Source organism: Ramlibacter sp. AN1133 (assembly GCF_037890035.1).
In the GTDB taxonomy this organism is placed as follows: domain Bacteria; phylum Pseudomonadota; class Gammaproteobacteria; order Burkholderiales; family Burkholderiaceae_C; genus Ramlibacter.
Window position 1 is genome coordinate 28,846 of record NZ_JBBKTQ010000007.1, and the last position, 22,641, is coordinate 51,486.

Genomic DNA, 22,641 nt, shown 5'->3' on the forward strand with positions numbered 1-22,641 from the left:
GCACCGCGATGGCTGCACCCACCGCATGCGCCCCACCGAACGCTCCTTCGCCCGCCGGATCGACCTCACCTCGCTGCAGCTGTTCGTGGCGGTGTGCGAGCTCGGCTCGATCGGCCGCGCCGCCGAACGCGAGTTCATCGCGGCCTCGGCGGTGAGCAAGCGCCTGTCGGACCTGGAAGCGACGCTGGAGACACCCCTGCTCTATCGCCACACCCGCGGCGTGAAGCTCACGCCCGCCGGCGAAAGCCTGCTGCACCACGCGCGCTCGGTGCTGTTCAGCCTGGAGAAGATGCAGGCGGAGCTGTCCGAGTACGCCGACGGCGTGAAGGGCCACGTGCGCATCCACGCCAACATCTCCGCGATCGTGCAGTTCCTGCCCGAGGACCTGGGCGCGTTCAGCCAGCAGCACCCGCAGGTGAAGATCGACCTGGAGGAACACCTGTCCACCGAGGTGATCCGCGCGGTGCAGGAGGGCGCGGCGGACCTGGGCATCTGCAACGTCGGCGCGGTGGCCGCGCACGAGCTGCAGGCGCTGCCGTACCGCACCGACGAACTGGTGCTGATCGTGCCGCGCGGCCACGCGCTGGCCAGGCGCCAGTCGCTCGCCTTCGAGGAGACGCTCGATTTCGACCACGTGGGCCTGCACGCCAACAGCTCGATCCAGCTGGCGATGCGCGAGGCCGCGGCCGCGGCGGGCCGCACGATCCGCCTGCGCATCCACGTCACGGGCCTGGACGCGATGTGCCGCATGATCCACAACGGCCTGGGCGTGGGCGTGATGCCGCGCCGGGCCTTCACGCTGATGCACGGGGTGGGCGACCTGGAGTGCGTGCGCCTGGCCGATGCGTGGGCCACGCGCGACATCCGGCTCGTCGCCCGCGACTTCTCCACGCTTCCCCTTACTGCGCGGCTGCTGGTGGACCACCTGCGCGCCCGCGCCGAAGGGCCGGAAACGCTCGCCGCATAGAATTTCACGCCAAAGGAAAGCCCCCATGGGACGCACCCTGTACGACAAGATCTGGGACGAGCACGTCGTCCACACCGAGGAAGACGGGACCGCCGTCCTCTACATCGACCGCCACCTGGTGCACGAGGTGACCAGCCCGCAGGCCTTCGAGGGGCTGCGCGAGACGGGAAGGAAAGTGTGGCGGATCAGCTCGATCGTGGCCACTGCCGACCACAACACGCCCACCACCGGCTGGGAGCGCGGCTACGACGGCATCACCGACCCGATCTCCAAGGAGCAGGTCACCACGCTGGACAAGAACATCGCGGAGTTCGGCGCGGCGGCCTACTTCCCCTTCCTGTCGAAGCGCCAGGGGATCGTGCACGTGATCGGCCCCGAGGAAGGCGCGACGCTGCCCGGCATGACGGTGGTCTGCGGCGACTCGCACACCTCCACGCACGGCGCCTTCGGCGCGCTGGCGCACGGCATCGGCACCTCCGAGGTGGAGCATGTCATGGCCACCCAGACGCTGCTGGCGAAGAAGGCGAAGAACATGCTGGTGCAGGTGGACGGCAAGCTCGCCCCCGGCGTGACCGCCAAGGACATCGTGCTGGCCATCATCGGCCGCATCGGCACCGCCGGCGGCACCGGCTACACGATCGAGTTCGCCGGCCCGGCGATCCGTTCGCTGTCGATGGAAGGCCGCATGACGGTGTGCAACATGGCCATCGAGGCCGGTGCGCGCGCCGGCATGGTGGCCGTGGACGAGAAGACGATCGAGTACGTGCGCGGCAAGCCGCTGGCGCCCACCGGCGTCGAGTGGGACCAGGCGGTGGCCTACTGGCGCACCCTGCAGTCGGACCCGGACGCGAAGTTCGACACCGTGGTCAAGCTCGATGCCACGCAGATCGTGCCGCAGGTGACCTGGGGCACCTCGCCGGAGATGGTGACCTCCATCGACGCCCGCGTGCCCGATCCCGACAAGGAAAAGGATCCGAACAAGCGCAACGCGATGGAGCGCGCGCTGCAGTACATGGCACTGCAGCCGGGCAAGCCGATGAACGACATCACCGTCGACAAGGTGTTCATCGGCTCCTGCACCAACAGCCGCATCGAGGACATGCGCGAGGCCGCCGCGGTGGTCAAGAAGCTCGGTCGCAAGGTCGCCTCCAACGTCAAGCTCGCGATGGTCGTGCCCGGCTCCGGCGTGGTGAAGGAGCAGGCCGAGCGCGAGGGGCTGCACGAGATCTTCAAGGCCGCCGGCTTCGAGTGGCGCGAGCCCGGCTGCTCCATGTGCCTGGCGATGAACGCCGACCGGCTGGAGCCGGGCGAGCGCTGCGCCTCCACCAGCAACCGCAATTTCGAAGGCCGCCAGGGCGCCGGCGGCCGCACGCACCTGGTGAGCCCCGCGATGGCGGCGGCGGCCGCGGTGCATGGGCATTTCGTCGACGTGCGCCAGTTCGCTTGATACAGCTTTACCAGAGGAGTCCCGCCATGCTGAAAACGATCGCCACCCTGCTCGCCGCCGCTTTCGTGCTGGCCGGCTGCAACACCATCAAGGGCGCCGGCCAGGACCTGCAGAAGGCGGGACAGACGATCGAGGACGCGGCGGCGAAGAAAAAATAATGACCAGGGGACAGACCACAAGCGAAGCGGTGCTCTGTCCCCTCTGATCAGGCTCCCTCTCCCCCTGGGAGAGGGTCGGGGTGAGGGCACTCCGCCCTTCATTCCCGCGCCGAGCTTCGCCGACATCTTCTTCAACAACTGCTTCAAGAACGGCCTGCTGCCGATCGTGCTGCCCGAGACGACGGTGGCGAAGCTGTTCGACGAGGTCCTGGCCTTCCCCGGCTACGCGCTGACGGTGGACCTGGACCGGCAGGTGATCGTCAAGCCGCAGGGCGAGGAGATCCCCTTCGACGTCCAGCCCTTCCGTCGCTACTGCCTCATGAACGGCTTCGACGACATCGGCCTGACCCTGCGCCACGCCGACAAGATCAAGGCCTACGAAGCCGAGCGCCTCGCGAAGAAGCCCTGGCTGGCGCATACGCTGTAAGTACCAAGCCAGACAGTCAAAACAAGACAGCCGAACGCAGAGGGCGCAAAGGATACGCAGAGGACGCAGAAGAGAGACAAGGAAAGAAAGCCGATCTTTGGTTTTCTTCTGCGTCCTCTGCGTACTCTCTGCGCCCTCTGCGTTCGGCTGTTCGGTTGATAGGAAAGACCCCGAATGAAGATCGCAATCCTCCCCGGTGACGGCATCGGCACCGAGATCGTCGACGAGGCCGTCAAGGTCCTGAAGGTCCTCGACCTGAAGTTCGAGATGGAAGTCGCCGACGTCGGCGGCATCGCCTACGACCGGCACGGCCACCCGCTGCCGGAGGCGACGCTCAAGCTCGCCAAGGAGGCCGACGCCGTGCTGTTCGGCGCCGTCGGCGACTGGAAGTACGACAAGCTGGAGCGCCAGTTCCGCCCCGAGCAGGCCATCCTGGGCCTGCGCAAGAACCTGGGCCTGTTCGCCAACTTCCGCCCCGCCATCTGCTACGAGCAACTCACGCACGCCTCCAGCCTGAAGCCGGAACTGGTCGCGGGACTGGACATCCTCATCATCCGCGAGCTCACCGGCGACATCTATTTCGGCCAGCCGCGCGGCCGCCGCGCCGCCCCCGATGGCGCCTTCCAGGGCGCCGAAGAGGCCTTCGACACCATGCGCTACGCCCGTCCGGAGATCGAGCGGATCGCCCACGTCGCCTTCCAGGCGGCGCGCAAGCGCAACAAGAAGGTGACTTCCGTCGACAAGGCCAACGTGCTGGAGACCTTCCAGTTCTGGAAGGACGTCGTCACGGAAGTGGGCCAGCAATACCCCGACGTGAAGCTGGACCACATGTACGTGGACAACGCCGCCATGCAGCTGGTGAAGTCGCCCAAGTCCTTCGACGTGGTGGTCACCGGCAACATGTTCGGGGACATCCTCTCCGACGAGGCGGCCATGCTCACCGGCTCGATCGGCATGCTGCCCTCGGCCAGCCTGAACGCCGCCAACCAGGGCCTGTACGAACCGTCCCACGGCAGCGCGCCCGACATCGCCGGTAAGGGTATTGCAAACCCGTTGGCTACAATACTGTCAGCCGCCATGATGCTCCGCTTCTCCCTCAACCAGCCCGCCGCCGCCGACCGGATCGAGTCCGCGGTGAAGGACGTGCTGTCGCAGGGCCTGCGGACGGCGGACATCTGGTCCGAAGGCACGCGCAAGATCGGCACCCGCGAAATGGGCGACGCCGTCGTTGCGGCCCTCACCACGAAGACGATTACCAAGAGCTAGACCAGCTCCGGTTCGTCGCGTGCCTCCCCCGGCCCCGAGACGAGCCGGGGGAACCAGATTCACCCTGAACTGAAAGGCGCGCACCGATGACTCTCTCCAACGCACAACAACCGCTGGTCGGCCTGGTCGGCTGGCGCGGCATGGTCGGCTCGGTCCTGATGGACCGCATGCAGGCCGAAGGCGACTTCGCCCTGATCGAGCCGCTGTTCTTCTCCACCTCCAATGCCGGCGGCAAGGCCCCGAAGCAGGCGAAGAACGAGACCACGCTGCGCGACGCCTTCGACATCGAGGCGCTGAAGAAGTGCGACGTCGTCATCACCTGCCAGGGCGGCGACTACACCACCGAGGTGTTCCCCAAGCTGCGCGCGGCCGGCTGGAACGGCCACTGGATCGACGCGGCCTCCAGCCTGCGCATGAAGGACGACGCGATCATCGTGCTCGACCCGGTGAACCTGCCCGTGATCAGGAACGCCCTTTCCAAGGGCGGCAAGAACTGGATCGGCGGCAACTGCACCGTCAGCTGCATGCTGATGGGCGTGGGCGCGCTGTACAAGGCCGGACTGGTCGAGTGGATGACCACGATGACCTACCAGGCCGCCTCCGGCGGCGGCGCCCAGCACATGCGCGAGCTGCTCACGCAGTTCGGCACGCTCAACGCCGAAGTGCGCAACCTGCTGGACGACCCGAAGTCCGCGATCCTCGAGATCGACCGCAAGGTGCTGGCGCGCCAGCAGGCCATGACCGCCGAAGAGACGGCCAACTTCGCCGTCCCGCTGGGGGGCTCGCTGATCCCGTGGATCGACAAGGACCTGGGCAACGGGGTTTCGCGCGAGGAGTGGAAGGGCGGCGCCGAAACCAACAAGATCCTGGGCCAGGGCGAGGGCTTCGGCACCGCAGCCACGCCGGTCGATGGTTTCTGCGTGCGCGTGGGCGCGATGCGCTGCCACTCGCAGGCGCTCACCTTCAAGCTGAAGAAGGACGTGCCGGTCGCCGACATCGAGGCACTGATCGCCGGCGACAACCAGTGGGTGAAGGTGGTGCCGAACACGCGCGAAGCGACGCTGAAGGACCTCACGCCGGTGGCCGTCACCGGCACCCTGGGCATCCCGGTCGGCCGCATCCGCAAGCTGGCGATGGGCCCGGAGTACGTGGGCGCCTTCACGATCGGCGACCAGCTGCTGTGGGGCGCGGCCGAACCGCTGCGCCGCATGCTGCGCATCCTGCTGGACGCGTAAGGGCCGTCCCCCGCGCGCTTCCCTGCGTAACCGCGCCCTTGCCTCCGTCACCCCCGCGCAGGCGGGGGCCCAGAACAAAGCGCCGCCTGCGGCGCTTTGCTCCTTGTCGGCCGCCGTGGGTTGCCGCCTGCGCCGGAATGACGGAATCGAGGTCTGTATCGCCCGGTAACGGCGCGTTGCCACGCGACAACAAGGCGAGCGCCCACACGCCCTGCGCAGGAGGCTCGCGGACATTAAGAGGTGTCTCAGCTTGTCAGCCTAAGACGTTGCTGCTATGGTCCTTTTTCGAATATAGCCTCCGGGCAACCTGGCCGCATGAAGAGAACAAAACTGCCTCCCGACCGAGCAGTGGGGACGTCGCCACAGAAGAGCCTGCCGAAGTTACGCCTGTCCACGCTCGCACTCGCGGCAGCGGTGACCTTCGGCCTTGCCTCGCCCGACGCGCTGGCACTCGCACTCGGGCGCGTCTCCGTGCAATCCGCGCTGGGCGAGCCCCTGCGGGCGGAAATCGAGCTCCCCGAGATCACCCCCGAGGAAGTCTCTTCGCTCAAGGCCAGCATCGCCTCGCCCGCGCAGTTCCGCGCCGCCGGCGTCGAATTCAGCCCCGCCCTCAGCAACGTGCAGATCACGCTGCAGCGGCGCCCCAACGGCAGCTTCTTCCTCCAGCTCACGAACGACCGCCCGGTCAACGATCCCTTCGTCGACGTGATCCTGGAGGCCACCTGGGCCACCGGCCGCGTCCAGCGCGATTTCACGCTGCTGCTCGATCCGCCCACCCTGCGCCAGCAGGCGCCGCTGCAGGCCCAGACCGCACCGTCCACGCAGCCCGTGCCCGCGCGGCCGGCCGCGACGCCCGGCGCGATCCCCGCGCCCACGCCGCGCAGCACCGCCCCCGGTCCGCGTTCGCCGGCCCGTGCCGCCGCCGCGCCCGCGCCGTCCGGTGAAGGCAAGCGCGTCACGGTCCGGCCCGGCGACACCGCCGGCAAGCTCGCGTCCGCCGCCAAGCCGGCCAGCGTGTCGCTGGACCAGATGCTGGTCGCGATGCTGCGCACCAACCCCGATGCGTTCGTGGCCGGCAACGTCAACCGCCTGCGCGCCGGTGCCGTGCTCGACATGCCCAGCGGCGAGCAGGCCGCCGCCGTGCCGCAGGAGGAAGCGCACCAGACGCTGGTGGCGCAAAGCCGCGACTTCAACGAATTCCGCCGCCGCCTGGCCGAAGGCGTGCCCACCGCCGCGGCCCCTGCCGCGGGCCGTGCGGCCTCCGGCCGCGTGCAGGCCGAAGTCGAGGACAAGAAGGCTCCCGCCGGCCCCGGCGACCGGCTGACGCTCTCCAAGGGCGCCGTGCAGGGCCGCAGCGCCAACGCCGACCGGATCGCGCGCGAGCGCCAGTCCAGGGACCAGGCGACCCGCGTGGCCGAATTGAACAAGAACCTGTCGGAGCTGAACAAGCTGGCCGGCAGCACGCCGGGCAGCGCGGGCGGCACCGGCGCGCGTCCGGCCGCCGGCATCGCGGCCCCGCCGGGCGTGACCGCACCGCAGCGTGGCGCTTCCGCGCCGGCAGCTTCGACGGGTCCCGTGGTGGGGACGGCACGGCCGGCCTCCGCTCCGGCGGCGGCCACGACTCCTGCCACGGCGGCGCGCCCGGCTTCGGCTCCGGTGGCGACGACGCGCCCGGCCGCCGCTCCGACGGCGGCGACGCCTGCACCGGCCCCCGCCGCGGCGACGGCGGCACGGCCCGCTTCGGCGCCGGCCACGACCGCGCCCGCCGCGACGGCGGCGCGCCCGGCCCCCTCCGCGCCAGCGCCTGCGGCGGCGACAGCCACCCCGACGCCGGCGCCCGCGCCGGCGCCGGTGCCTGCGGCCACCACGGCCACGACGGCCGCCGCACCGACGACACCAGCACCTGCCGCGGCCACCGCATCCAGCCCCGCCGCCACCGCTTCGGCCCCTGCCGCGACAGCGGCTTCCGCCGCGGCCGCCGGCACCGCGCCCGCTGCCAGCGGCGCCGCCGCAGCCGCCAAGCCGCCGGTGCGCAAGCCCGCGCCGCCCCCGCCGCCCGAGCCGAGCCTGGTCGACGACCTGCTCGAGAACCCGCTGGTGCCTGCGCTCGTCGTGGGCCTGCTGGCGGTGCTCGCCGGCTTCGGCTTCTACAAGTTCCGCCAGAAGCGCAAGACGGCCGCCGTCGACAGCTCCTTCCTCGAAAGCCGCCTGCAGCCCGATTCCTTCTTCGGCGCCAGCGGCGGCCAGCGCATCGACACCGCCGAGGCCAACAACCCCACCGGCTCCTCGATGGTCTACTCGCCCAGCCAGCTCGATGCCGCCGGCGACGTCGACCCGGTGGCCGAGGCGGACGTGTACCTGGCCTACGGCCGCGACCTGCAGGCCGAGGAGATCCTCAAGGAAGCCCTGCGCATCAACCCGCAGCGCGTGGCGATCCACGCCAAGCTGCTGGAGATCTACGCCAAGCGGCGCGACATCAAGGCCTTCGAGACCGTCGCGGCCGAGGCCTACAACCTCACGGGCGGCAACGGCCCCGAGTGGGAACACATCTGCGACCTCGGGCGCGAGCTCGATGCGACCAACCCGCTGTACCGCCCGGGCGGCCAGCCCGGTGCCGGCATGGCCGCCGCGGCCGCCGGAGCCGTCGCAGCGCAGGCCTTCACCAGCACGCATCCCAGTGGAGCGCAGGCGGCCCCCGCGCCGGACGTCGACCTGGACCTGGACTTCTCGCTCGGCGACGAACCCGACACCCTCCAGCCCACCTCCGCCGCACCGCTGATGCCCCCGCCGGGTCGCCCCGAACCGGTGGCCGCACCCGTCGTCGCGCGTGCCGAGCCCGAACCGCTGAACATGAACTTCAGCGCGCCGGCGCCCGCTGCCGTGCTGGCGCCGGAGCCGGTGCGCATGGAGGCGCCTCCGGTCATCGAAGACAACAGCCTGGACTTCACGCCGCCGCCGCCGATCATGCCGCCGCCGGTGGCGCAGGCCCCCGCCACGGTGCCCGACAGCGGCATGCTGGAATTCGACCTGGGAGGCCTGAACCTCGACCTGCCCGCCGCCCAGGCGCCGGCGCCGGCCGCGGTCACGCCCGTGCCGCCCCCGCCGGCCGACATCGACATGCCGCCGCTGGCCTTCGACCTGGACCAGCCCTCGACGCAGGGCCCGGACCTGTCCGCCCCGGCCGGCGGCGACGCCGACAGCCCGCTGGCGACCAAGCTGGCGCTGGCCGAGGAATTCAATGCCATCGGCGATGCCGACGGCGCGCGCAGCCTGGCCGAGGAAGTGCTGGCCGAGGCGTCGGGCGACTTGAAGTCGCGGGCGCAGCGCCTGCTGGCGGAGATCGGCTAAGTCGCGGTGAATCCTGTAGCCTGGCGGTGAGCGCCGCAGGCCGACCCCAGCGCTTGCACGCATCGCTGGGGTTTCGCTGCGCTCCACCACCAGCCTACGAAACCCTGACCCTGGCCCCCCCGTGAGGCTCGCCCTCGGCATCACCTACAACGGACAAGCCTACGACGGCTGGCAGAGCCAGCCCTCGGGCCGCACCGTGCAGGATCACCTCGAGTCGGCCCTGCAGCGCTTCGCCACCGTGCCGGTCTCCACCGTCTGCGCCGGCCGCACCGACGCCGGCGTGCACGGCGTGATGCAGGTCGTCCACTTCGACACCGACCTCCGCCGCGAGGACTTCTCCTGGGTCCGCGGCACCAACACCTTCCTGCCGCCGGACATCGCGGTGCAGTGGGCCCGCCCCGTCCCCGACGCCTTCCACGCCCGCAACAGCGCGCGGGCCCGGCGCTACGCCTACGTGCTGCTGCAGGCGCCCGTGCGCCCCAGCGTGGAGGCAGGCCGGGTCGGCTGGGTGTTCCGCCCGCTCGATGGCGAGGCCATGCGCGAAGCCGCGGCCTACCTCGTCGGCGAACACGACTTCACCTCCTTCCGCGCCTCCTCCTGCCAGTCTCCCACGCCGGTCAAGACGCTCGCGCCGGTGCACATCGGACAGCGCGGGCCCTACTGGCGCTTCGAGTTCCAGGCCAACGCCTTCCTGCACCACATGATCCGCAACATCATGGGCTGCCTCGTCCACGTCGGCCAGGGCTCCAGGCCGCCCGGGTGGATGCGCGAGGTGCTCCAGGCGCGCAGCCGCGACGCCGCGGCGCCCACCTTCTCCCCCGACGGCCTGTACTTCCTCGGCCCCGTGTACGACCCCGGGTGGGGGCTGCCGGCGCAGGCGGCTGCGTATGATTGGCTGCCATGAGCCATAGTCCGCTGGAGCACCGCACCCGCATCAAGATCTGCGGCCTGACGCGCGAGCAGGACGTCGATGCGGCCGTGGCCGCCGGCGCCGACGCGATCGGCCTGGTGCTGTACCCGAAGAGCCCGCGCTTCGTGAGCGCCGAGCGCGCCGGCGAACTGGCGCGGCGGCTGCCGCCCTTCGTCACGCCGGTGCTGCTGTTCGTGAACGAACCCGTGGAGGTCGTGCGCGCCGCCTGCGAGCGCGTGCCCAACGCCCTGCTGCAGTTCCACGGCGACGAGACGCCGGAGTTCTGCCGCGAGGCGAGCGCGGGCCGGCCCTGGATGCGCGCCGCGCGCATCCCCGCCGACGAGGCGGTCGCCTTCGACTTGCTAGAATTTGCCGCTCGCCACTCACAGGCGACCGCCATCCTCCTCGACACCCACGCCGAGGGCTACGGCGGCGCCGGACGGACATTCCCTTGGTCACGCCTGCCACCAAACGTCAGCTGTCACGCCGTTTTGTCTGGTGGGCTCACACCTGCAAACGTGGCCGATGGCATCGCGCAGGTGCGGCCGCGCTTTGCCACGCTGGCCGTTGATGTGAGTTCCGGCGTCGAGTCCGCCAAGGGCATCAAGGACGCCGGGTTGATCCATCAGTTCGTGGCCGCCGTGCGCGCGGCCGACGTGCTCCTTTCAAGGTCCCGGAATGCCCTCCTATCAGCAGCCTGACGCCACCGGCCACTTCGGCATCTACGGCGGCAGCTTCGTCAGCGAGACGCTGACCCACGCCATCGCGGAACTGCGCGAGGCGTACGCGAAGTACCGGAACGACCCCGAATTCCTGCGCGAATTCAACTACGAGCTCAAGCACTTCGTGGGCCGGCCCTCGCCCGTGTACCACGCCGAGCGCATGAGCCGCGAGCAGGGCGGCGCGCAGATCTACCTCAAGCGCGAAGACCTCAACCACACCGGCGCCCACAAGATCAACAACGTGATCGGCCAGGCGATGCTCGCCCGGCGCATGGGCAAGCCGCGGGTGATCGCCGAGACCGGCGCCGGCCAGCACGGCGTGGCCACCGCGACGATCTGCGCCCGCTACGGCCTGGAATGCGTGGTCTACATGGGCAGCAACGACGTGCAGCGCCAGAGCCCCAACGTCTACCGCATGAACCTGCTGGGCGCCCGCGTGGTGCCGGTGGAGTCCGGCAGCAAGACGCTCAAGGACGCCCTGAACGAGGCGATGCGCGACTGGGTGACGAACGTCGAGAACACCTTCTACATCATCGGCACGGTGGCGGGCCCGCATCCCTACCCGATGATGGTGCGCGACTTCCAGAGCGTGATCGGCAAGGAGTGCCTCGAGCAGATGCCCGAGCTGGCCGGCCGGCAGCCCGATGCCGTGGTCGCCTGCGTGGGCGGCGGCAGCAACGCCATGGGCATCTTCCACCCCTACATCCCGTTCGAGAACACCCGCCTGATCGGCGTGGAGGCGGCGGGCGAAGGGCTGGACTCCGGCAAGCATTCGGCCTCGCTGCAGCGCGGGGCGCCCGGCGTGCTGCACGGCAACCGCACCTACATCCTGCAGGACGACAACGGCCAGATCATCGAGACGCACAGCGTGAGCGCGGGTCTCGACTATCCGGGCGTGGGCCCCGAGCACGCGTGGCTGAAGGACACCGGCCGGGCCGAATACGTCGGCATCACGGACAAGGAAGCGCTGGAGGCGTTCCACTACCTGTGCCGCACGGAGGGCATCATCCCCGCGCTGGAATCCAGCCACGCGATCGCCTACGCGATGCGGCTGGCCAGGACGATGCGGCCCGACCAGCACATCCTGGTCAACCTCTCGGGCCGGGGAGACAAGGACATCGGCACGGTGGCCGACCTCGCGGGCGTCGATTTCTACGACCGCCCCTCGATGCGCGGCCTCACGCTCAAGGGAGGGCCCAGGGCATGATGAACCCCCACGCTCCGCACTGCGTGTCGTCGCTGCCCCCCGAGGGGGCGTCTGCCTCCCTGGAGGCGGCTCGTCGGGAGGCAGAATGAGCCGCATCGCCGCCACCTTCGAGCGACTGGCCCGGGAAAAGCGCAAGGCGCTGATCCCCTACGTCACCGCCGGCTTCCCGTTCGCCGACATCACGCCGGACCTGATGCAGGCCATGGTGGACGCCGGCTCGGACGTGATCGAGCTCGGCGTGCCCTTCTCCGACCCGATGGCCGACGGCCCCGTGATCCAGAAGGCGGGCGAACGCGCGCTGGCGCTGGGCATCGGGCTGCACCAAGTGCTGGACATGGTGCGCAGCTTCCGCCAGCGGAATGCGGAAACGCCGGTCGTGCTGATGGGGTACGCCAACCCCGTCGAGCGCTACGAGCTCGCGCACGGCCAGGGCGCCTTCGCGCGCGACGCCGCGGCGGCGGGCGTGGACGGCGTGCTGATCGTCGACTACCCGCCGGAGGAGTGCGAGGCCTTCGCCGCGCAGCTGAAGTCGCACGGGCTGGACCTGATCTTCCTGCTCGCCCCCACCAGCACCGACGAGCGCATCCAGCAGGTCGCGCGGGTGGCGAGCGGCTACGTCTACTACGTGTCGCTCAAGGGCGTGACCGGGGCCGGCCACCTCGACACCGCCGCCGTGGAAGAAGCGCTGCCGCGCATCCGCAGGCACGTGAAGATCCCGGTCGGGGTCGGCTTCGGCATCCGCGATGCCGTGACGGCGAAGGCGATCGGCCGCGTGGCCGATGCGGTCGTCATCGGCAGCAAGGTCATCCAGATCGTGGAAGACCAGCCGCGCGACCAGGTCCTTCCTGCGATTTCGTCCTTCCTGCGCGAGATCCGCGCGGCGCTAGACTCCTGAGGGATTGGCCCACCCCCGAAGCGCCTTCGGCGCCTCCCCCTCAAGGGGGCGCCACCCGCGGCCCGGCAAAGCCGGTTCCGCGGTGGCACTGGATGATGCCCTGCGAAAATTTGCGGCGCGCCCCGCGCAGACCGCGTTGGAGAACTGAACGATGAGCTGGTTGGAAAAACTGCTGCCCCCGAAGATCCAGCCGACGGATCCGAACGAGCGGCGCAGCGTGCCGGAAGGCCTGTGGATCAAGTGCCCCAGCTGCGAGACGGTGCTGTACAAGACCGACCTCGAGCAGAACCAGAACGTCTGCCCCAGCTGCAGCCACCACCACCGCATCGGGGCGCGCGCGCGCCTGAACGCCTTCCTCGATCCCGAGGGCCGCTACGAGATCGGCCAGGAGGTGGTGCCGGTCGATCCGCTGAAGTTCAAGGACAGCCGCAAGTATCCCGAGCGCCTGAAGGAGGCGATGGAGAACACGGGCGAGACCGACGCGCTGGTCGTGATGGGCGGCGCCGTGCACAGCATCAACCTGGTGGCCGCCGCCTTCGAGTTCGACTTCATGGGCGGCTCGATGGGCAGCGTGGTCGGCGAGCGCTTCGTGCGCGGCGTGGAAACCGCCATCGAGCAGAAGGTGCCCTTCCTGTGCTTCACGGCCACCGGCGGCGCGCGCATGCAGGAGGGCCTGCTGTCGCTGATGCAGATGGCCAAGACCAATGCCTCGCTCACGCGCCTGGCCAAGAAGGGCCTGCCCTACGTCAGCGTGCTGACGGACCCGACCATGGGCGGGGTGAGTGCCGGCTTCGCTTTCGTGGGCGACGTGGTGATCGCCGAGCCCAAGGCACTGATCGGCTTCGCGGGGCCGCGGGTGATCGAATCGACGGTGCGCGTGAAGCTGCCGGAGGGCTTCCAGCGGGCCGAATTCCTGCAGGAAAAAGGCGCCGTCGACCTCATCTGCGACCGCCGCGAACTGCGCAAGACCGTGGCGAACGTGCTTGCGATGCTCACGCGCCAGGCCGCGGACGCTGTGGAGTAATCAAAAACCAAACGGCCGGACGCAGAGGACGCGAAGGGTACGCAGAGGGCGCAGAAAAATCCAAGAAAACTTGAAAGGGTTTTCTTTTGCGTCCTCTGCGTACCCTTTGCGTCCTCTGCGTCCGGAAGTCCGGTTTTTCGGATTTACCTGATCACCGCATCCTGCAGATGCGCCACGATGATCGCCGCGATTTGCAGCACCACCAGCAGCGCCAGCGGGCTCAGGTCGAAGCCACCGATCAGCGGGATCATGCGGCGGAAGGGGCGCAGGACCGGGGCGCACAGGCGGTCGATCACGTCGGCGATGGGGGAGTCCGCCTGCACCCACGACAGGATCGCGTAGACGATCACCAGCCCGATCAGGCCGGAAATCACCAGCCGCACCAGCCCGAACACTGCCAGCACCGGCACCAGCAGGCCGCCGCTGCGGCCGGCCAGCAGCCACAGGAGCCCGAACTGCGCCAGTTCGATGAGATAGGCGGCGATGATGCTGGCCGTATCCCATTTGCGGTAGGAAGGCAGCACCTTGCGCAGGGGCAGCACGATCCAGTCCGTCAGCGCAAAGATGAAGCGGCCGACCGGGTTGCCGAAGGGAATGCGCTGCACCTGCATGTAGAGCCGCAACAGGCAGGCGCCGCCCAGCAGGCCGGCGACGACGTCGAGCAGGAAGGAAATGATCTGGAAGAACATGGATCAGGTGAGTCGTGGGATCATAGCGGCAGCCACTGGAATCGCCCGTGCCCGCAACCCTGACCCTGCAATCGCTGCCCCTGTTTCCGCTCAGCGCGGTGCTCTTTCCCGACGGTCTGCTGTCGCTGCGCGTGTTCGAGGTGCGCTACCTCGACATGATCTCCAAGTGCCGCAAGGCTGGCGCGCCGTTCGGTGTGGTTTCCCTCACGAAAGGCAACGAGGTCCGGCAGCCCGGCGCCCAGGAAGCCTTCTCGCAGGTCGGCACCCTGGCCACCATCCACGACTACGAGCAGCCCCAGGCGGGCCTGATGCTGGTGCGCGCCACCGGCACGCAGCGCTTTCGCATCACCGCCAGCGACCAGCTCCGGCACGGCCTGTGGGTGGCCGACGTCGAGCGGCTGCCGGCCGACATGAGCGTGCCCATCCCGGAGGACCTGCAGGGCACGGCGGAGGCGCTGCAGCGCCTGATCCAGTCGCTCCAGCTCAAGGCTGACCAGCCCGGCCCGATGCCGCTGCTGCCGCCCTGGCGGCTGGACGACTGCGGCTGGGTCGCCAACCGCTGGTGCGAGCTGCTGCCGCTACCGGTGGCGCTGAAGCAGCGGCTGATGGAGCTGGACAACCCCCTGGTCCGGCTGGAGCTGGTGAGCGACGTGCTCACGCGGACCGGGATCACGACCTGAACCCTCGGCCGCGGGGGTGAACTCCGGCACGCGCCGGCGCAGCCAGGCGCGCACCTCCGTCGGCGCCGGGTGCGCCCCGGCCTCCTCCAGCCAGCCCAGCACCTCGCCCACCTCGGGCAGCGGCCCGCCGGTCTTGGCGATGCGCAGCTTGGGATGCGGCGTGGGCTCGGTGGTCTCGTCGTCGGCGAGCAGTTCCTCGTAGAGCTTCTCGCCCGGGCGCAGTCCCGTGAAGGTGATCGGGACGTCATCCTCGGTCTTGCCCGAGAGCCGGATCAGCATGCGCGCCAGCTCGACGATCTTCACCGGCTCGCCCATGTCCAGCACGAAGATCTGTCCCGAGCGCCCCATCAGGCCGGCCTGCAGCACCAGTTGCGCGGCCTCGGGAATGGTCATGAAGTAGCGCACGATCTCCGGGTGCGTCACCGTGACCGGCCCGCCGCGCGCGATCTGCCGCGTGAACAGCGGCACCACCGAGCCGCTGGAGCCCAGCACGTTGCCGAAGCGCACGGACACGAATTCGGTGCCCGGTTCCTGCGCCGCGATGGCCTGCACCATCAGCTCCGCCAGGCGCTTGCTCGCCCCCATCACGTTGGTGGGATTCACCGCCTTGTCAGTGGAGATCATGACGAAGCGCCGCGCCCCGCAGGCCGCCGCCGCCCGCGCCGCGTGCACGGTGCCGGCGACGTTGGTGCGCAGCGCCTCGATCGCGTTGTGGTCCTCCATCAGCGGCACGTGCTTGTAGGCGGCGGCATGGAAGACGACGGTGGGCTGGTGCTCGCAGGCGATCGCCCGCAGGCGCTCGACCTCGCGCACGTTGCATGTGTAGTACACGGCGTCCATCTGCGGATGCGCCTGCCGCAGCTCCTGTTCCAGCTCGTAGATGCCGTATTCGGAGAGATCGACGCAGACCAGCCGGCCGGCGCCGAAGCGCGCGATCTGCCGGCACAGCTCGGAGCCGATGGAGCCGCCCGCGCCGGTCACCAGCACGGTCTGGCCGGAGAACATCTCGGCCAGGCTGCCGACATCCAGCGCCACCGGGTCGCGCCCGAGCAGGTCGTCCAGTTCCACCTGGCGCGCGCCCTCCGGCTGGGGGCTCAGCCACTGGTCCGCGCGGGGCATGTGCAGCAGCGTGATCCCGGCGTCGGCGGCCAGCATCAACGCCTCCCGCCGTTCCGCCGAACCGGGCGGGCTGGCCACCAGCACGCTCTGCGCATGGACGAACTCGCAGACCTGGGGCAGTTCGCCCACGCTGCCGGCCACGCGCACGCTTTGCAGCGCGCGGCCGACTTCCGCCCGCAGCGGCGAGACGATCGCCACCGGATCCCACTGCGAAGAGCCCTTGAGCGCCCGCAGCGCGCCGGAGGCATCCTGCAGGCTTCCGACCACCACCAGCGGGCGGCGGCCGCTGCGCACCGCCCCCGGGTGTTCCGCCGCCGTGCGCCACGCCGCTCGGACCGCCCCCAGGAGCACCAGGGCCAGCACCGGGTGCAGCAGCATCACCGAGCGGGGAAAGTTCGTCAGGCGCAGCATGAGCACGCCGAAGGACGTCAGCACCGCCCCCAGCAGCACCCCGATCGCCAGCTGGCGCAGGTCCGGCAGGCCGATGAAGTCCCAGACCTGGCGATGCACCCGCAGCAGCCCCAGGCCCAGCGCGTACCCCAGCACGCACACCGGCGCCGTGACGAGCGCGACGTGCTGGAACTCCTCCGGCATGTCGAGATTGAAGCGCAGCCAGAACGCCAGCCCCCAGGCGAGCAGGAGCAGGAACGCGTCCACCAGCGCCTGCAAGGCGTTGGTCAGGACGAGGGGCGAAGGGCGGCGCAAGGGCATGGAGGTATCCTATTGTCCTTCAGGCGCGAGGCCGAGCCCTCCGCGAGACTCCGCGAGGCGCCGCACTTCCGATGTTCAACGACAAATCCATCCTCATCACGGGCGGCACCGGCTCCTTCGGCCAGCGCTACGTGCAGACCCTGCTGGCGCGCTGGCAGCCGGCCCGCGTGATCGTCTTCTCGCGCGACGAGCTCAAGCAGTACGAGATGCAGCAGCGCTTCGACGCGCCCTGCATGCGCTATTTCATCGGCGACGTGCGCGATCCGCAGCGCCTGCTGCAGGCCATGAACGGCGTCGATTACGTGATCCACGCCGCGGCGCTCAAGCAGGTGCCAGCGGCCGAATACAACCCCATGGAGTGCATCAAGACCAACGTGCACGGGGCCGAGAACGTGATCCAGGCGGCCATCGCCAACAAGGTGGACAAGGTGATCGCCCTGTCCACCGACAAGGCCGCCAACCCGATCAACCTGTACGGCGCGACCAAGCTGGCCTCCGACAAGCTGTTCGTCGCGGCCAACAACATGGTGGGCACGGCCCGCACCCGCTTCGCGGCGGTGCGCTACGGCAACGTGGTCGGCTCGCGCGGCTCCGTCGTGCCGCTGTTCGAGCGGCTGGTGCGCGAGGGTGCCAAGAGCCTGCCGATCACCGATCCGCGCATGACGCGCTTCTGGATCAGCCTGCAGCAGGGCGTCGACTTCGTGCTGGAGAACTTTGCGCGCATGCGCGGCGGCGAGATCTTCGTGCCCAAGATCCCGTCGATCCGCATCACGGACCTGGCCGAAGCCGTCGCTCCGGGGCTGCCCACGCACACCGTCGGCATCCGCCCGGGCGAGAAGCTGCACGAGATCATGTGCCCGTCGGACGACTCGCACCTCACGCTGGAATTCCCGAAGCATTTCGTGATCCGGCCGACGATCCGGTTCTTCACGGTCGAGACCGACTACACCGAGGACGGCCTGGGCGAACGCGGTGAGCCGGTCACCACCGGCTACGAATACAACTCGGGCAACAACACGCACTTCCTCACGCCCGCCCAGATCCGCGACTTCCACCGGGCGGCGCAGGCGAGCGCGGCATGATCCAGTACGGCCGCCAGCAGATCGCTCCCGAGGACATCGAGGCGGTCCGAGCGGTGCTCGCGTCGGATTTCCTGACGCAGGGACCCGCCGTGCCGGCATTCGAGCAGGCGGTGGCGCGCTACGTGGGCGCGCCGCACGCGGTCGCGGTGAACAGCGCGACCTCGGCCTTGCACGTCGCCTGTATCGCACTGGACGTGGGCCCCGGCGACGTCGTCTGGACCAGCCCCAACAGCTTCCTCGCCTCCGCCAACTGCGCGCGCTACTGCGGCGCCGACGTCGACTTCGTCGACATCGACCCCGTCGACCTGAACATGTCCGTGCCCGCGCTGCGCGAGAAGCTCGCGCGCGCAAAGGCCGGCGGCCGGCTGCCCAAGGTGCTCATTCCGGTCGACTTCGCGGGCCGCTCGGCGCAGCTCGCGCCGATGCGCGAACTGGCGGACGCATATGGGTTCGCGATCGTGGAGGACGCCTCGCACGCGATCGGCGCCACCTACCATGGCGCCCACGTCGGCGGCCACGGTCTCGCGGACGTCACGGTGTTCAGCTTTCATCCGGTCAAGATCATCACCACGGCCGAAGGCGGACTCGCCCTCACGCACCGCCCGGAACTGGCGCGCCGCATGGAGCTGGCGCGCTCGCACGGCATGACGCGCGACACCGCGGAGATGAGCGGGACGCCGGACGGCCCCTGGTATTACGAGCAGCACAGCCTCGGCTGGAACTACCGCCTGACGGACCTGCAGGCGGCGCTGGGCACGAGCCAGCTGCTCCGCATCGAGGAGTTCCTGGCGCGTCGCCACGCGGTGCGCGCGCGTTACGACACGGCGTTTGCCGGCCTTCCGCTCGTGCTGCCGCCGCCGGACGCGGAAGGACGCTCCGCGCTGCACCTGTATCCCGTGCAGCTCGCTCCGCAGGTCACGCGCGATCGCCGCGCCGTGTTCGAAGGCCTGCGTGCGCGCGGCATCGGCGTCAACGTGCACTACATCCCGATCCACACGCAGCCCTATTACCAGGCGCTCGGCTTCCGACGCGGCGATTTCCCGGCGGCCGAGGCCTACTACGCCCGCGCCATCACGCTGCCGCTGCACGCGGGGATGAGCGATGCGGACGTGGAGGCGGTGATCGCCGCCGTCCGCGCGGAGCTGGCTTGAAGCAGCAGCTGGCGCTGGGTACCGCGCAGTTCGGCCTGGACTACGGGATCACGAACGCGCACGGACGCGTCGCCGCGGAGGAGTCGCTGCGCATGCTGCAGTGCGCCTGGGAAGGCGGCGTAGGCATCCTGGACACCGCGCCCGCCTACGGCGACAGCGAACGGGCGCTGGGGGAGGTGTTCACCGCCGGCCCGGCGCGGGCCTGGCGGATCGTGACGAAGACACTGCCGCTGCGCAGCGTGCAGGTCGACGCCCAGGCGGTGAGCCGGGTCGACACGGCGTTTCGCGATTCCCTCGCGCACCTGCGCGCCGCGAGCGCGGACACGCTGCTGGTGCACCACGCCGACGACCTGCTCGTGCCCGGTGGCGAGGCCCTCTACCGGTGGCTGCGCGGCGAACAGGACGCGGGCCGCGCGGCGCGCATCGGCGTCTCGGTCTACGACGGCGAACAGGTTCGGGCCCTGCTGGCTCGTTACCGGCTCGATGCCGTGCAGCTGCCGGCCAGCATCGCCGACCAGCGACTGCTGGCCGACGGAACGGTGCAGCGACTGCGGGACGCCGGCGTCGAGATCCACGTCCGCTCGCTGTACCTGCAGGGGCTGCTGCTTGCGGATCCCTCCTTCATCGCCCGGCGCTTTCCGGACCATGGGGCTTGGGCGCAACGCCTGCATGAGGAATGCCGCACGCGCGGCATGAGCGCGGTGCAGGCCTGCCTGTCCTTCTTCCGCTCGCAACCCGCCTTCGATGTTGCGGTGATCGGCGCGGCTTCCGCTGGGGAAGTACGCGCCCTGGTCGACGCCTGGCAAACCATCCCCGCGATGGACTGGTCCGGATGGGCAGTGGACAATCCGTCCTTCACGGATCCCCGCCAGTGGAACCAGACCTGAATCCCCCGCCAGGCCGCACCGTGGCCGTGCTGCAGGCGCGCATGAGCTCCACCCGGCTGCCCGGCAAGGTGCTGCTGCGCACCTGCGGCAAGCCCCTGCTGCAGCACCAGATCGAACGCGTGCGCCGCTGCGGCGCGCTCGACACGCTGGTGGTGGCGACCAGCGACAGCCCGGACGATGCGCCCATCGCCTCGCTGTGCGAACAGCTCGGCGTCCCCGTCTTCCGCGGCGACCTGCACGACGTGCTCGATCGCATGGTGCGCGCGGCGCGGCCGCACGCGCCCGCTTTCTTCGTGCGCCTGACCGGCGATTGCCCGCTGGCCGACCCCGCCGTGATCGACCAGGTGGTGCAGGCCTGCCGCGCGCCGGGCGTGGACTACGCCTCCAACGCGCTGCACCCCAGCTTTCCGGACGGCCTGGATGCCGAGTGCATGCGCTTCGCGGTGCTGGAGGAAGCCTGGCGCGACGCACGCAAGACTAGCGAGCGCGAGCACGTCACGCCCTTCATCCACTCGCAGCCGCGCCGCTACGCACTGCGCGAGGTGCGGCACGCGCCGGACCTGTCGGGGCTGCGCTGGACGGTCGACGATCCGGCCGATTTCGTGTTCGTGTCGCAGGTGTACGAGCACCTGTACGCGCGCCGTCCGGACTTCGGCATGGAGGACGTCCTCGCCCTGCTGCGCGCCCACCCGGAGCTGGCCGCCATCAACGCCGGCACGCAACGCAACGAGGGCTACCTGCGCTCGCTGCGCCAGGACGCGCAGGCATGACCCAGCGCGACATTTTCCTCGCCGGTGAAGGCGATGCCTACTTCCGGCGCAACGCCGCCGGCTACGCCCCCTCGCAGGCCGCGGCAAGCCCGCTGCCGCTGGAGGTGATCCGCGGCTACGTGCGGCCGGGCGCGCGGGTGCTGGAGATCGGCTGCGCCAACGGCCTCAATCTCGAGCGCCTGCGGCGCGACCCGGGCTGCGCGGGCAGCGGCATCGATCCTTCGGCCGCCGCCGTCGAGGCGGGCCGCAAGGAATTCCCGGCGCTGGACCTGCAGGTGGCCACGGCGGACCGCCTGCCCTTCGCCGACGCAAGCTTCGACCTCGTCTGGTTCGGCTTCTGCCTGTATGTCGTCGACCGTCCGCTGCTGCCGCGCGTGGTGTCGGAGGCGGACCGGGTGCTCAAGGACGGCGGCTTCCTCGCGATCGTGGACTTCGACCCCGACGCGCCGGTGCGCCGCCGCTACAGCCACGCCGCCGGCGTGAGCAGCTTCAAGACCGACCACGCCCGCATGTTCCTGGGCTTCCCGCAGTACGTGCTTGCGGAGAAGCGCCCCTTCTCGCATGCCGCCGCGCGCTGGGACGCCGACCCCGGCGAGCGCCTCGCCGTGCAGGTGCTCGCCAAGGACAACTCGGGCGGCTACGCCCCCATCGACCCCGCATGAACCGCTACCAGAACTCCGAGGCCATGCTGGCCCGCGCCGAACAGGTGATCCCGCTCGGCGCCCAGACCTTCAGCAAGAGCCGCACGCAATTCCCGCTCGGCGTCTCGCCCTACTTCGCCACCCGCGCTCAAGGCAGCCGCGTCTGGGACGTCGACGGCAACGAATACGTCGACTTCATCAACGCCCTGTGCTCCGTCACGCTGGGCCACTGCGACCCGGACGTCACGCAGGCGGTGCAGGAGCAGTTGCACCGCGGCACCATCTTTTCGCTGAGCAGCGAGCTGGAGGTCCAGGTCGCCGAGAAGATCGTGGAGATGGTGCCCTGCGCGGAAAAGGTCCGCTTCGGCAAGAACGGCTCCGACGCGACGGCCGGCGCGATCCGCGTGGCGCGCGCGTTCACGAAGCGCGAACGCGTCGCCGTGTGCGGCTACCACGGCTGGCAGGACTGGTACATCGGTTCGACCGCGCGCCACCTCGGCGTTCCCGAGGCCGTGCGCGCCCTCACCCACACCTGGGCCTACAACGACGCGGACTCACTGCAAGCGCTGTTCAAGGCGCACCCAGGCGAATTCGCCGCCGTGATCCTGGAGCCGATGAACGTCGTGGAGCCGAAGCCGGACTTCCTGCAGGAAGTGCAGGCGCTGTGCCGGCGCGAGGGCGCGCTGCTGGTGTTCGACGAAACCATCACCGGCTTCCGCTACGCGATGGGCGGCGCGCAGGAGTTGTTCGGCGTCACGCCGGACCTGGCCACCTTCGGCAAGGGGCTGGCCAACGGCTATCCCGTGTCCGCCGTCGCCGGGCGTGCCGACGTGATGAAGATGATGGAGGAGGTGTTCTTCTCCTTCACCTTCGGCGGCGAGACGCTGTCGCTCGCCGCGGCGCTCGCCACGCTGCGCAAGCTGCAGCGCGAGCCGGTGATTCCCACCATGCGCGCGCGCGGCGAGCGGCTGCTGCGCGACACGCAGGCCGCGATCGATCGCCACGGGCTGGGCGACGTGCTGGCGCTCTCGGGCCACCCGACCTGGTCCTTCCTGCAGTTCCGGGACGGTCGCGGCCACACGCTGTGGGAGATCAAGACCCTGTTCATGCAGGAAGTCTTCCGCCGTGGGGTGCTGGCCTACGGCACGCACAACCTGAGCTACGCGCACTCCGAAGCGGACCTCGACCGGCTCGCGGCCGTCTACGACGAGGTCTTCGGCGTGATCGCCGGCGGTCTCGCCAGGGGTATCCGCCCGCTGCTGCAGTGCGAGGTGCTGCAGCCGCTGTTCAAGGTGCGCTGAGGCC

General features: G+C 69.9%; 20 protein-coding genes and 1 pseudogene. 19 read left to right on the plus strand and 2 right to left on the minus strand.

The annotated features are described in order from the left end of the window. Positions 1-25: 25 nt before the first annotated feature. The 12 genes and pseudogenes from WG923_RS11445 (at position 26) to accD (ending at position 13,606) form a co-directional block, all read left to right on the plus strand. Positions 26-967: a LysR substrate-binding domain-containing protein gene (locus WG923_RS11445; RefSeq protein ID WP_340351093.1), complete on the plus strand. Its 942-nt coding sequence runs from the start codon at positions 26-28 to the stop codon at positions 965-967. Between the two features lie 25 nt (positions 968-992). Continuing rightward, positions 993-2,414 (plus strand): 3-isopropylmalate dehydratase large subunit, encoded by a 1,422-nt coding sequence (leuC, locus tag WG923_RS11450; protein ID WP_340351094.1) that lies wholly within the window; start codon positions 993-995, stop codon positions 2,412-2,414. Positions 2,415-2,440: 26 nt separating this feature from the next. Beyond that, positions 2,441-2,572: an entericidin A/B family lipoprotein gene (locus WG923_RS11455; protein WP_340351095.1), complete on the plus strand. Its 132-nt coding sequence runs from the start codon at positions 2,441-2,443 to the stop codon at positions 2,570-2,572. Between the two features lie 100 nt (positions 2,573-2,672). Next, positions 2,673-2,999 (plus strand): annotated as a pseudogene (locus WG923_RS11460) (3-isopropylmalate dehydratase small subunit); the annotation flags it as partial. Between the two features lie 174 nt (positions 3,000-3,173). After that, a complete protein-coding gene (gene leuB, locus WG923_RS11465; RefSeq protein ID WP_340351096.1) occupies positions 3,174-4,265 on the plus strand; it encodes a 3-isopropylmalate dehydrogenase in 1,092 nt (363 codons plus the stop codon). An 86-nt stretch (positions 4,266-4,351) separates the two neighbouring features. Further along, positions 4,352-5,500, plus strand: a complete 1,149-nt coding sequence (gene asd / locus WG923_RS11470) for an aspartate-semialdehyde dehydrogenase (protein WP_340351097.1) — start codon at positions 4,352-4,354, stop codon at positions 5,498-5,500. Positions 5,501-5,914: 414 nt separating this feature from the next. Beyond that, positions 5,915-8,848 carry a FimV/HubP family polar landmark protein gene (locus WG923_RS11475; RefSeq protein WP_340351098.1) on the plus strand — a complete coding sequence of 978 codons (2,934 nt, stop codon included), beginning with the start codon at positions 5,915-5,917 and terminating at the stop codon, positions 8,846-8,848. Between the two features lie 121 nt (positions 8,849-8,969). Next, the gene (gene truA / locus WG923_RS11480) at positions 8,970-9,752 is read left to right on the plus strand and encodes a tRNA pseudouridine(38-40) synthase TruA (RefSeq protein WP_340351099.1); all 783 of its coding nucleotides are present in this window, start codon (positions 8,970-8,972) and stop codon (positions 9,750-9,752) included. Next, positions 9,749-10,459 (plus strand): phosphoribosylanthranilate isomerase, encoded by a 711-nt coding sequence (locus WG923_RS11485; protein WP_340351328.1) that lies wholly within the window; start codon positions 9,749-9,751, stop codon positions 10,457-10,459. The genes truA and WG923_RS11485 overlap by 4 nt, the downstream gene beginning before the upstream one ends. Then, on the plus strand, positions 10,437-11,687 hold the full coding sequence (trpB, locus tag WG923_RS11490; protein WP_340351100.1) for a tryptophan synthase subunit beta: 1,251 nt from the start codon (positions 10,437-10,439) through the stop codon (positions 11,685-11,687). Before WG923_RS11485 ends, trpB begins: the two co-directional genes overlap by 23 nt. Positions 11,688-11,772: 85 nt before the next feature. After that, on the plus strand, positions 11,773-12,582 hold the full coding sequence (gene trpA / locus WG923_RS11495; RefSeq protein WP_340351101.1) for a tryptophan synthase subunit alpha: 810 nt from the start codon (positions 11,773-11,775) through the stop codon (positions 12,580-12,582). A 151-nt stretch (positions 12,583-12,733) separates the two neighbouring features. Beyond that, positions 12,734-13,606 (plus strand): acetyl-CoA carboxylase, carboxyltransferase subunit beta, encoded by an 873-nt coding sequence (accD, locus tag WG923_RS11500; protein ID WP_340351102.1) that lies wholly within the window; start codon positions 12,734-12,736, stop codon positions 13,604-13,606. A 143-nt stretch (positions 13,607-13,749) separates the two neighbouring features. Here accD and WG923_RS11505 read toward each other — a convergent pair whose 3' ends face one another. Then, positions 13,750-14,295: a YggT family protein gene (locus WG923_RS11505; protein WP_340351103.1), complete on the minus strand. Its 546-nt coding sequence runs from the start codon at positions 14,293-14,295 to the stop codon at positions 13,750-13,752. A gap of 47 nt (positions 14,296-14,342) precedes the next feature. Between WG923_RS11505 and WG923_RS11510 the strand changes: the two genes are divergently transcribed. Beyond that, positions 14,343-14,975: an LON peptidase substrate-binding domain-containing protein gene (locus tag WG923_RS11510; protein WP_340351104.1), complete on the plus strand. Its 633-nt coding sequence runs from the start codon at positions 14,343-14,345 to the stop codon at positions 14,973-14,975. Here the strand turns inward: WG923_RS11510 and WG923_RS11515 are convergent. Beyond that, positions 14,874-16,805, minus strand: coding sequence for a polysaccharide biosynthesis protein (locus tag WG923_RS11515; protein ID WP_340351105.1), 1,932 nt, complete (start codon positions 16,803-16,805; stop codon positions 14,874-14,876). The two genes, WG923_RS11510 and WG923_RS11515, sit on opposite strands and share 102 nt — an antisense overlap. A 71-nt stretch (positions 16,806-16,876) precedes the next feature. On the opposite strand from WG923_RS11515, the gene pseB reads away from it, so the two are divergent. The 6 genes from pseB to WG923_RS11545 are packed head-to-tail and all read left to right on the plus strand — an operon-like array spanning position 16,877 to position 22,637. Continuing rightward, positions 16,877-17,887 (plus strand): UDP-N-acetylglucosamine 4,6-dehydratase (inverting), encoded by a 1,011-nt coding sequence (gene pseB / locus WG923_RS11520; RefSeq protein ID WP_340351106.1) that lies wholly within the window; start codon positions 16,877-16,879, stop codon positions 17,885-17,887. Further along, a complete protein-coding gene (gene pseC / locus WG923_RS11525; RefSeq protein ID WP_340351107.1) occupies positions 17,884-19,038 on the plus strand; it encodes a UDP-4-amino-4,6-dideoxy-N-acetyl-beta-L-altrosamine transaminase in 1,155 nt (384 codons plus the stop codon). Before pseB ends, pseC begins: the two co-directional genes overlap by 4 nt. Next, positions 19,035-19,925: an aldo/keto reductase gene (locus WG923_RS11530; RefSeq protein WP_340351108.1), complete on the plus strand. Its 891-nt coding sequence runs from the start codon at positions 19,035-19,037 to the stop codon at positions 19,923-19,925. Before pseC ends, WG923_RS11530 begins: the two co-directional genes overlap by 4 nt. After that, positions 19,910-20,695: a glycosyltransferase family protein gene (locus WG923_RS11535; protein WP_340351109.1), complete on the plus strand. Its 786-nt coding sequence runs from the start codon at positions 19,910-19,912 to the stop codon at positions 20,693-20,695. The genes WG923_RS11530 and WG923_RS11535 overlap by 16 nt, the downstream gene beginning before the upstream one ends. Beyond that, a complete protein-coding gene (locus WG923_RS11540) occupies positions 20,692-21,357 on the plus strand; it encodes a class I SAM-dependent methyltransferase (RefSeq protein ID WP_340351110.1) in 666 nt (221 codons plus the stop codon). Before WG923_RS11535 ends, WG923_RS11540 begins: the two co-directional genes overlap by 4 nt. Beyond that, entirely contained in the window at positions 21,354-22,637 is a 1,284-nt protein-coding gene (locus tag WG923_RS11545; RefSeq protein ID WP_340351111.1) for an aminotransferase class III-fold pyridoxal phosphate-dependent enzyme, read from the plus strand. Before WG923_RS11540 ends, WG923_RS11545 begins: the two co-directional genes overlap by 4 nt. Positions 22,638-22,641 lie beyond the last annotated feature (4 nt).